At 32.3% G+C, this 10,503-nt stretch carries 10 protein-coding genes; 5 read left to right on the forward strand and 5 right to left on the reverse strand.

Features of this window, described 5'->3' with window-relative positions:
* The coding region (locus BUA76_RS18745) for a Crp/Fnr family transcriptional regulator (RefSeq protein ID WP_143149956.1) at positions 1 to 284 on the reverse strand (284 nt) is incomplete at its 3' end.
* Between the two features lie 375 nt (positions 285 to 659).
* Positions 660 to 1,004: an EthD domain-containing protein gene (locus BUA76_RS18750; protein WP_072886329.1), complete on the reverse strand. Its 345-nt coding sequence runs from the start codon at positions 1,002 to 1,004 to the stop codon at positions 660 to 662.
* 104 nt (positions 1,005 to 1,108) lie between these two features.
* Between BUA76_RS18750 and BUA76_RS18755 the strand changes: the two genes are divergently transcribed.
* Positions 1,109 to 1,462: a winged helix-turn-helix transcriptional regulator gene (locus BUA76_RS18755; RefSeq protein ID WP_072886330.1), complete on the forward strand. Its 354-nt coding sequence runs from the start codon at positions 1,109 to 1,111 to the stop codon at positions 1,460 to 1,462.
* Between the two features lie 727 nt (positions 1,463 to 2,189).
* On the opposite strand, the gene BUA76_RS18760 is transcribed toward BUA76_RS18755, so the two are convergent.
* Entirely contained in the window at positions 2,190 to 3,245 is a 1,056-nt protein-coding gene (locus BUA76_RS18760) for a hypothetical protein (protein ID WP_072886331.1), read from the reverse strand.
* A 1,358-nt stretch (positions 3,246 to 4,603) separates the two neighbouring features.
* Here BUA76_RS18760 and BUA76_RS18770 point away from each other — a divergent pair.
* Entirely contained in the window at positions 4,604 to 4,864 is a 261-nt protein-coding gene (locus tag BUA76_RS18770) for a bacteriocin-like protein (protein WP_143149957.1), read from the forward strand.
* 242 nt (positions 4,865 to 5,106) lie between these two features.
* Here the strand turns inward: BUA76_RS18770 and BUA76_RS18775 are convergent, their stop codons facing one another.
* Positions 5,107 to 5,751 carry a response regulator gene (locus BUA76_RS18775; protein WP_072886334.1) on the reverse strand — a complete coding sequence of 215 codons (645 nt, stop codon included), beginning with the start codon at positions 5,749 to 5,751 and terminating at the stop codon, positions 5,107 to 5,109.
* A gap of 236 nt (positions 5,752 to 5,987) precedes the next feature.
* On the opposite strand from BUA76_RS18775, the gene BUA76_RS18780 reads away from it, so the two are divergent.
* The 3 genes from BUA76_RS18780 to BUA76_RS18790 all read left to right on the forward strand — a co-directional run bounded on the left by BUA76_RS18780 (position 5,988) and on the right by BUA76_RS18790 (position 9,725).
* Entirely contained in the window at positions 5,988 to 6,305 is a 318-nt protein-coding gene (locus BUA76_RS18780; protein ID WP_072886335.1) for a helix-turn-helix transcriptional regulator, read from the forward strand.
* 327 nt (positions 6,306 to 6,632) lie between these two features.
* Entirely contained in the window at positions 6,633 to 8,303 is a 1,671-nt protein-coding gene (locus tag BUA76_RS18785) for an LVIVD repeat-containing protein (RefSeq protein WP_072886336.1), read from the forward strand.
* 468 nt (positions 8,304 to 8,771) lie between these two features.
* The gene (locus BUA76_RS18790; protein ID WP_072886337.1) at positions 8,772 to 9,725 is read left to right on the forward strand and encodes a TackOD1 domain-containing metal-binding protein; all 954 of its coding nucleotides are present in this window, start codon (positions 8,772 to 8,774) and stop codon (positions 9,723 to 9,725) included.
* 375 nt (positions 9,726 to 10,100) lie between these two features.
* Here the strand turns inward: BUA76_RS18790 and BUA76_RS18795 are convergent, their stop codons facing one another.
* The gene (locus BUA76_RS18795) at positions 10,101 to 10,403 is read right to left on the reverse strand and encodes a Crp/Fnr family transcriptional regulator (RefSeq protein WP_072886338.1); all 303 of its coding nucleotides are present in this window, start codon (positions 10,401 to 10,403) and stop codon (positions 10,101 to 10,103) included.
* Between the last annotated feature and the right edge of the window lie 100 nt (positions 10,404 to 10,503).

The following is a 10,503-nucleotide window of genomic DNA, read 5'->3' on the forward strand; positions in this document are numbered from 1 at the left end:
TCTGATTTAGATACCTTCATAACGGTACATTCTGACATTGCAACCGCATTCACTGGATATTTTTCATCAATAAACAGGAGTAATTCGCATACACTTTCACCAGTAGAATGAATACCTTGAATAAGTTCTTTGCCATCTTCACTTAAATGGTTTAGTTTGATATGTCCTGAAATTATTTGATAATAACACTTTGGTATTTGTTGTTCTTGAAATATATAATCGTTTGTTTTAAAAGTAATAATTTCGCCTCCGTAAGAGTTAAGTAAATCATGATTAATGAGCATAGAGCAGTGTTTATTTTACTTTAAAGTTAGTAAATTTAGATAAAATACTTTATGAAATATTACATTGCTAATTTATAAACAGCTATAAGAAAAATGATATTATAATACTATAAATTGACTAAAATCTAAAGGATGTGCAGTTTGACTATCTATATTACGCTAACAGATTTAAAGTTTTACTACAACGTGATTACAAGCAATTTAAAAAAGTCTCACACTATGCCAACTAGCTGAATATCAGTTCAATACAATTGACAGAGATGATCGAAACAGGGTGTGACTGAGCCAATTATTTTCTGGTTTAATTTGTCATTTTGTTAATGAGTAACGCACATCTGGCTGATAACAGATGTACGTTATTAATAAACCGGTCAATTATGTATCACTTTTAACGACAGTTTCCTTGTTTGCCATGGCAATATAGTTTACCGTGTCAAAGAAATTGGGCTCATCGGGATGAACCTTTGTTAGATAATTTTCTGAATTGAAGAAGGTGTTGAAATCCTCAAATGAATCAAACGAGATTTCCACAACGGCATCATACAACGGCTTGGGAAAACCTTCTGCGACGATAGGATGGTTTACTACATACTTTCTAACATAAAGCTCTGTCTCCGGGATGGAACAGAATAAAGGTGCGTGTATGTTTTTGTGGTAATCTATAAATTCTTCGAGACTCATACTTGGTAACTTCTGTACCAAAAACGTAAATTTGATCATTATTTCTTTCTTTATAATATGATGCAATATTATTGTATTAGGAGAGGCAAGTCAATTACGCACAAATTTGTGCGGATCATATTTGTAATTTATTAACCGATTTTATGTACAAAAAGAAAATTCCTGTCAGAACCGAATGTGGACTGCATCTGTTTAAAGAATTTTTGAGTGGAAAATGGAAATTAATGCTTTTATTCTATATTTCAGACGGCATCATTAGGCCCGGCGCTCTGCAAAAAAAAATATCTGCAGACAGGAGGGTGATGACCAGGCAATTGGATGAACTGCTTCAGGATGGATTTATTACGAAATGTACATTCGACACGAAAATTCCTAAAGTCGAATATCAGTTGACACCTCTTGGAAAAAGTCTGTTGCCCTTGATTATGAGCCTGGAGAAATGGGGAGAAAATAACAGGGATGTTTTAGAGGCTGCGCTTACCGGCAAACTAGAATAATTTCAATGCAATATTTAAAAATATTTATGGCAATAAGAAATTTTTGATAATTGACCGGAATTAAATTAACAGCTAAATTCTGCATCATAATTCGCATAGTATTTACATTTCGTGTTTCGAACCCTTCGTTGTACCAAGGGTCAGAAATATTGTATTAATTCTCAAAAAATGATTAGATTGCAGTTGCTGAATGTTTGGTGTATTTTACAGCAGCAATTCGCTAATTGATTATTCAAATATAATAATTATATAACTAAAAAGTATTAAAAAACGGTCACTGATTATTTGGACTTGTAAACCTTTGACCTGATTCTGGATAAAAACAATCACTATGGATACCCTAATATCACAGGGCTGAGTGAAGATTTCCACAAGCCCTGTTACCAATAAAGCATTAGACCTACTTTCTCCGTGCCCCGAAGTAAAGCATCAATATATTCTCATCATGGGAAAAGGCTCTATATAATAACTATTGAAAAATCACAAACTGCGATTACAATAGAAAATAAAATTTATAGAAAAGGAGCCAAAACAATACTTTTCAATCCTGAAATAAGAGTTCAGAACGCTGATCAACTTCCCGATTTGACCAGGACACTATTCTCATACAGCAACATCTCCAGAAGTCTTTCAAAATGAATAGATCTGTAAATTGGAATCTTATAATCTTTATCAGTAAAATGTTTTAGTAAGTTTATGATTGTATTATCTATCATCTCTTGTTATATTATATTGGTTTTAAAGGTAAAAAATTTGCTGATTCAAGAGCTTCTTTTAATTTAACAGGTAAATATTTGTTATAAAATTCTTCATTTATCAACCAATTATCTGATACATATAAAAGAGATGACAAAATAAAGTGTAATGCCGATTCTATATCTAATCTATCCAGAAGTTTTTTTAGAGTACTGAAATTTTCAGTTTTTGTTGTGAAAATTAACTTTGTACTTTCTTTAAAAGGATGAATAATCAGGCATGCATTATCATCAAATGATAAGTCCTCATTTTTAATCGTTAAATTCCCCAAATAACTAAAGAAAATTGGAATCACTTTATCTATTTCAATTATATGAGATTTTAAATTTTCCTCCTTATCTAATATAATATCCTGCCAAATCAGTCTTTTGAATTTCAAAGCATCATTTACTATCTTTTTTCTTTTTTTTAGAAGTTGTTCAAAATCTTTATGTCTGGAATCTGCAAAATGAAAATCTTTAAATTCTATATTCAGTAAATTGAATAAACTTCTATATTTGCCATTGGTAAATTTTTCAAACTTTTCATATCTTTTCTCAATGAGTTTCTCTACACTGCTTTCAGTTTTTTTGAGGACGATGTCCCAGTAGATATGATGATAACAAATCGCTTTATAAATTAAAGTTTGTAATTCGTGATCATATTCCAGCTGTTCTTTTTTTTCATACTCAAACATATTCTCGTGGAATTCACAAAATCCAGGAAATGTCAGAGCCTTATTTATTCCGACTTTACTTATCTTAATTTTTCTTTTATCTAGATCAGCTGCAGGATAAAGATAGTGCCCATTATGAGCATTTTTTCTAAGAAGTGATTCCTGAAACAAATGGGATTTCACAGCTTTTTTTCTACAGTACTTCACAGAACATTTTCTATTTTCTGTAAATGAGTGTAAGTGGATTTTGCTTGTATACAGAAGGTCTTTTGTTTCTGGTTCGTCAAGCTCGATCGAAATGTAATCTTTGTAAGCTTCGTTTAAAATATCGTTAAGAAAAATAATGTTTTCGATTGCAATTTCTTCTTCCATTTTTTTTGACAATTGGATTGTCACTTCAAATTTTCTATCACGTAAATGTATTCATCATGTGCTAGATAATATTAACATAACCCATATTTTCATTCATAACAAATTTAAAGATTGTATGTTAAAAGTAATCAATTATATTCCCAGTTCTTTTTTATTTTTTGTGAAAATCTTTTCGGACTATGAAAAGATAATGATTTTATCTGATGTTCATTATCCAATTTTACCACAATAAAGTTGATCAACTATTCAAAAAAAATTACATCAAAAATTACAGTTATGAATATCGAAAGGACAGAATTTATTATTTGGATGCGACGGATTATGGAAAGATTTGATCCTGCTTGCTTATTCTGAAAGTTTTAGAAAGTATTTACAGATATTGTAGGTATCTTTGTAAAAAATATAATAATATGTTCGTACAAATTTTCAGAAGTAAAGATGTGTTTTTAATGGTTAATATTAACCATATAGTAGCATTGGAACCAGTAAATAATGGTGAAGGATGTACAGTAATGTTAAATACAGGAACTAGTTTTTATTCGGTTGAAAACTACAACGCTATTTTAGAAAATATAAACAATACAAAATAAAAAACCTCATAATTGAGGCTTTTAATCATTAGTCTTCATTCTCTGAGCTTCTAAGATTTCTTTCAGGGTTCTGCCAACTCCAACATCTTCATTAGCTTCATTAAATCCTAGTGATATAGCAATTACTTCATATGCAGAGGGATGACTATCATTACTACTAATATTAAGACCATTTTCGATAATCTGATTTCTTTGAATCTATACTGCCAAAGATAATCTCTCATAATCGGACATGTCAGGAAAGTCTAATTTAAATCTTTTTTCAATTGAAAATAAGTTTGAATTTCTGTTCTCATATAAAATTTTTATGTTGTAATTTACAATAAAAATCTCGACTTCCTATTCTTCAGTCGGGAAAACACAATATACACCAAAGTGGTTTAAAACCACTTTTAAAATCTTATTGGTTAACAATACCAAACATTATTATGACATCAATGTAATCTCACAAACGATTAGAGTGCAAATTGCGGAATGTTTGGTATTTGAAACATAGGATCGCTAATTAAATATATTAGTTATAATAATTATATAACTAAAAATTATCGAAAACCGAAAGAAAGAAGAATTATATTTTTGCAATACTTGCAGTATTATATAGTCTTTTTTCTAAATGTTGAAAGAAGTTAGAGTAGGAACCGTGGAGCAAATAGATTCATTAACTGGAAATAGAATTTAAATGTAAATAATTTTAAAAAATAATAAATGTTGATTAACTTTGAGAATATCAAATTAAACAATTTTGTCATTAAACCAAACTCTATTCTTATGAAAAACTTAAAAATCCTGTCAAGAAAAGACCTGAAAGAAATTAAAGGAGCAGCATCGATTTCAAAATGTCCTCCTGGAAAGTACTATTGCCCCGAGACAGGAGTATGTATTCCTTTTTATGCAGGGTGCTATATTATAGTACCAGATTTACCAGCAGAAGAAAAAGTATCTCAATATCAAATTTTAAAAAGTTTTTCCCTCGGGAAGAACTTTTTATTTAGGATTCATAGTTCAGAATTCTTGAGGTTGCACATCTGAGTAAAAATGACAAAAGTTTGAAATGGATTAAATATTTCTCCCATTTATTAATTGCTGAATGTTTGATGAATTCTAAACTTTTAAATTTCAAGAGATTCAAATTGAGATTACTAAAAGTTGTAGAAACTATGAAAGCAGCTAAATCAATAAGTTCAGTCTCAAAAATCGTTAGTGATACAATTTGCCAAAATAATATTTCGCTGAATGTTTGGTTTGTTTTCCGACAGCATATTATGTGGCAGTTATTTATAAAGCCTAAGAATTTCCACCAACTCGGGTACGGATCGGATTTTCAGCTTCTCAAACAGCCTGTTTTTGTAAGTGCTGACCGTTGAAGAATGGATATTCAGCTGATTAGAAATTTCTTTGAGAGGAAGACCTTCTGCAAGCTTATTGGCAATTTGCAGTTCGCGATCTGATAACGCTTCAAACGGAGAATCTTTTGTTGCGCCGGTTAATGATTCTAAAAACATCGCTTCCTTCACATTATCACTGAAATATCTGCCCTTATCAAGCATTGCCGTCACAGCATCCTTAACTACTTCAGGGGAGCTTTGCTTACTCAGGTAGCCACCGGCACCCATCTTTAGGTAACGCATTGCATATAGCTCTTCATCTTGAGAAGAAAATATTAAAATTTTTAATTCAGGTTTATGAATTTTGATGTAATGTATTGCTTCCTGGACAGTGCCATTAGGCATATTAACGTCCATAATGGCCAAATCAAATTCTTCTTTAAGAATTATCTTATACAATGATTTATAATCCTCTACTTCTGAAATCTGCGCATCAGGCCTTAGTCTTTTGACTGTTTGTACCAGACCCATCCGGACAATACCATGATCATCTGCTACAACAATACGGGCATTTAATTTTAAATCCTTCATATACTAAATTTACATAAAAAATGTTTTCTGCAGATCAGGATATCTAATTTTTCTACTTTTTCAAGCTAAGGTTGAAAAGCCGGCGTTGTTTTACGAATTTCCTTCAAGGAATTTATTTCGTGACTTTATAATTTAAATATATAAACAATAAATAAAAGTGTATTCTAAATGGAGATAATTTGGTCTATATTTAATGATAAAATCTTATTTTTATATATAATTATATATTAATAAAGATGAACAATAAATTTGATGACTGGGATGATGTTAAAAGTAAAATTATAGTATTAGCTGAGAAAAATTCTCCTTTATTGATTAAGACCGTTAAATTAAGTGCGCCTGTATTTTGCTCAAAATTACTCATACGCCAGCCAAAATTAGTTCGGACAGAACTTACATTCTGTATTTATTTAAAATTGAAATATAATACCAAAGAAATAGCAAAATTTTTGAATGTATCTCCTAAGGCTATACAAAACAGGAAAAATAGATTACGAAAAAAATTAAATATTGCATCTTCATTAGATCTTTATCAATGGTTTGATAGTCTATAATCTCAGTTTCTTGGATGAACAGATGTAAGGTCTTGAAAAAACTAATTAGCAATATTAGCTATAAAATTATTAATGAATAAAAGAAAAATATATTCTCGGACTAGAACAAAAGGGAAGCACAATTTTTATTAAGAATTAATCAATGTAGTTATTTTACTACATAAACATGCATGTTCTATTACAAAGACCCCTTTTCCGATGTTGTACATTTGTAGAGTTGAAAATAGAACGATTTAACAAATAGTAAACGAATTTTAACTTAGCGTTACAATCGTATAAAATTAAAAATTTATAAAAATCATTTCTTTGCAATATATAAATAATCTTATGAGAAAAATTTTACCGTACATCGCTGCACTTACTTTTCTAACAGTTCTATCTTGCCGGAATGATGGCGACGAAATTCAGGATCAGCAGGAAACGGGTCCTATTTTAAGTTCTGATGCCGGTACATTAAGCAAAAGAATCGACTTTGGAAATGCCGGTGTGCTGGATATGAAACCAAGTTCCGGTGGTAAAACAGTTCAGGCAGGTAATTTTCCCCTCGTATTGGTAGCTGAAGTAGCACCGCCGGTTTATAACGGAAAAACATTAAGAGCAACTCATGTTTCAGTGGAAGGAAATTATGCTTATGTTTCCTATAATACGGAAGGCGAGACCTATCTTGGAGCCATCGAGGTTTTAAATATCACAAATCCGAATGCTCCGCAGCTTGTCATGCAGGCAATCCTCCCGGATACAGATGTAAGCTCTGTACGATACGATAACGGTAAATTATATATTGCAGGTGCTAAAGATATTTATGCTTCGGGAGCATCATCACCTGCTTTTGTAGGAAGTATGACGCTTAACGGTGGTATGCTTACCAACACACTTCAGCAGACTGTACTTAACGGTAAGGTAGGAACGGATGTTACTTCCAGCAGCTCAAAATACTATGCTGTTTCAGGAGCGACGGGTGTTTTGGCACAGCTTAATAAAAGCAGTCAGCAAATTGAAATGTCGATCCCTCTTAGTGATCTCAGAGCATTGGGATATAACAACAATAAAATTGTTGTATTGAGCGGAACGGAAGGTGTAAAAATTTATGATGCAAATGGTCTTAATTTAATCACTTCTTTCTCAACTTCCACAGATGTGGCAGAAGCTAAAAGAACGATTGATTTTATCGACGGGAAATTATTGGTTTCGGAAGGATATAATGGAGTTGGGGTTTATAACTTAACTTCAGGAACAAAACTTCAAACGCTTTCTTTACCTACACAGGTTCCGGGTGTTAATCCTTCGGATATTGTAAGCAATGCAGTATCTGTAAATTCAGGAAGGATATTTGTAGCCAATGGAGGGGCCGGTCTTTATGTTTATACTACGGATAATAATCAGCTTAAACTTATGGGTTCGCTTGATTTAACAGGTTCTTCTAATTTCGTAATGAGTAAAGGGGAGTATATCTTCGTTGCAACAGGAACCGGAGGATTAAAAATTATTAAAACCGTAGCTCCTGAAAGTGGTGCTCCCAACTGTTCTGGTTATGCAGTTTACAACGGAAGTGATTGGCTGAATGTGAACTCCGGACAAACATTAGAATACTCCGGAACAAAGAGCCTTCAGGGAATCAATGTAAACCAGACTCTTACTTGGTGCGGGGCATTAACAGCTTCTCAGGGAGTTAACCTGAACAGCAATTCAACATTCAATATGTACGGGCAGTTTTATCAGGGTACACAAAGCAACCCATGGAACTCACTTAATATCAACAGTGGTGCGCTCCTTAACCTGAAAGGTAACCTTACAACTTATGGGCATATGATCCTTAACAGCAACGCCAACTGGAAAATTGAAGGAAATGTAACGATTTTCGGAAACCTAACCATTAATCAGGGATCAAAAATTGAATTTATCGGAACCAATTCATCCATTACCATTCACGGGACAGTTACCAAAAACGGTACTTCAACCATTACCGGAACATTTACGGATGTTAATAATAAATTGTAATGATTAATATAAACCTTGCATCATTTAAATATTATTAGTCTTGTACAAGTAATTTTCAATAGCCATTTAGATTTAAATGGCTATTTGATATAACAATATTATTAGTATTATTTCAATAATATCGGAATTTTTAGGGTTGCAAACAGACAGGTTGCCTATAAGCCTGACGTTATTACATCAATTGTTCATAAAGGCAGGTTCTACAGACATATATTGACTTAAGCGATCTGGATGAATTTATGAAGGCAGCGATAGCCATAAAACTACTATAATGATTTAACAAAATGCTTACGGGACAGATAAAGAAAATTTACTCCATTTCAGAGATTAAAGACAATACCCCCAACAACAAAACTTAATGACAACAAGTATGGGATGATGATTGATATTCTACCCATAGACAAAGTCCTGGGCGGAAGTGAAGATCAATAACATTCCGGTAAAAGTAAGAAAACTAAAATTTAATCTATGCCTGACAAAATACTGAACCTCGAAAACGGGATCAGCGCACAATTGCTGGATAACTGTATTGACAGAAATGAAATCCCAGATGCAGACAATGCAGACATCTGGATTATTAACAACGATAAAGCCTGGAATGTAAGGAAATTCTTGGTTTCACTGATCAGACATCCGGATCCGAAAGTTTTTCTAAAGCCTGTTTTCCTGCAGAAAGACTTAAAAAAAGTTTACAAAGAATATAAAAATTATAATCTTAAACAGCTTTGTGACGGTTATATCAAAGAACTGGATATACAAAACAAAGTACCCTATATACGATTTATTTTAAATTTCGTTAAAAATCTTAATCCTTCAATTTCTTTTTCTGAAGATGATTTACTGAAAAGAACATTGATGTATTATTATTCAAGAAATAAAGACATTGAATTTTACGAAAGCTCAGAGTCTCTCAGCGGATATTCTTACCCAAGAATAGAAGCATATTATGATGGTGCTACCGAATCCTATGCAAATGGCAGGGCTCTTCTGAACAGCGCTTACAAAAATGACTTTCTTAGAAGGAATTATGTTGATACTTCGCATATCTGTAAAAAATGCTATTCCGGATTTTTGAACTACAGGGAAGAATGTCCTCAATGCAAGCAGCACAATCTTCAGGTAAGGGTCCTGATCCATCACTTCAGATGCGCTTATGTAGCAACAGAACAGAGCTTCTGGCAAGGAGAAAAAATGATATGCCCGAAATGCAGTATGGAACTTAAAAATCTTGGTGTTGATTATGATAAACCGGGAAAAGTATTCTACTGCCTGAACGACCTATGTAAACATGAATTTCAAAAACCTCTGATCGGCGTACACTGCATCAATTGTAAAACAGAACAGACTCCCTCTGAACTTAATATGGAAAAGATTTACAATTACGAGCTTACCAAGAAAGCCATTAGCGAAATTTTCACGTAATTATCCATCTAAAAACTTTTGTCAAGATTTAATTGGTACTGAAATCTGACCTTAATTTTTTTGTATTATAAAAAGCAATTCTTGATAATCTATCTCATAAAACAAGCCATTTCACTAGAAACAGCTTGTTTTAAATTTGAATTAGATAGTAATATTTTGTAATGTGGTGTGTTATTTTTATATCAAAAGTCATACCGGAGTATCCAGTCCAACCAAACAAATCTATTCCCTGGCCTCCGTACTTTTATAATAATATCTTTTCAACAATTTCTCTGCAGAAATGCTAGATTTTACTGTGAATTACTTAAGAGGCGTGCATGTTCACTTAATCTGGCACCCTAATTCTTAGTATACAGGATGTGGGTTGGTTATTAATCAGTAATAGACTTTACCATTTTGTATTTTAATAAGCTTGTCCTTTTCAAGCTTCTTCAGTCTTCTTATAACCGTTTCGACCCTCAGACCACTTAAACTGGCAAGCTGTTGACGGGTCAACTTGATCTCATAAGAGTATAAAGACTCATCATTACTATAATTTTTAAAATATTGAAGAATACCTTTAATTCTTGTTTCAGCAGAGTGAGCTGCAAGATTCTGCATCATAATAAACTTTTCATACAACCGGTAAGAAATATATTTATGTACATTTTCCGATACATCGCGATGATCTTCCAGCATTCATATAAAATCTGATTTAGATACCTTCATAACGGTACATTCTGACATTGCAACCGCATTCACTGGATATTTTTCATCAATAAACAGGAGTAATTCGCAT

It is taken from the genome of Chryseobacterium takakiae (assembly GCF_900129385.1).
GTDB classification, from domain to species: domain Bacteria; phylum Bacteroidota; class Bacteroidia; order Flavobacteriales; family Weeksellaceae; genus Chryseobacterium; species Chryseobacterium takakiae.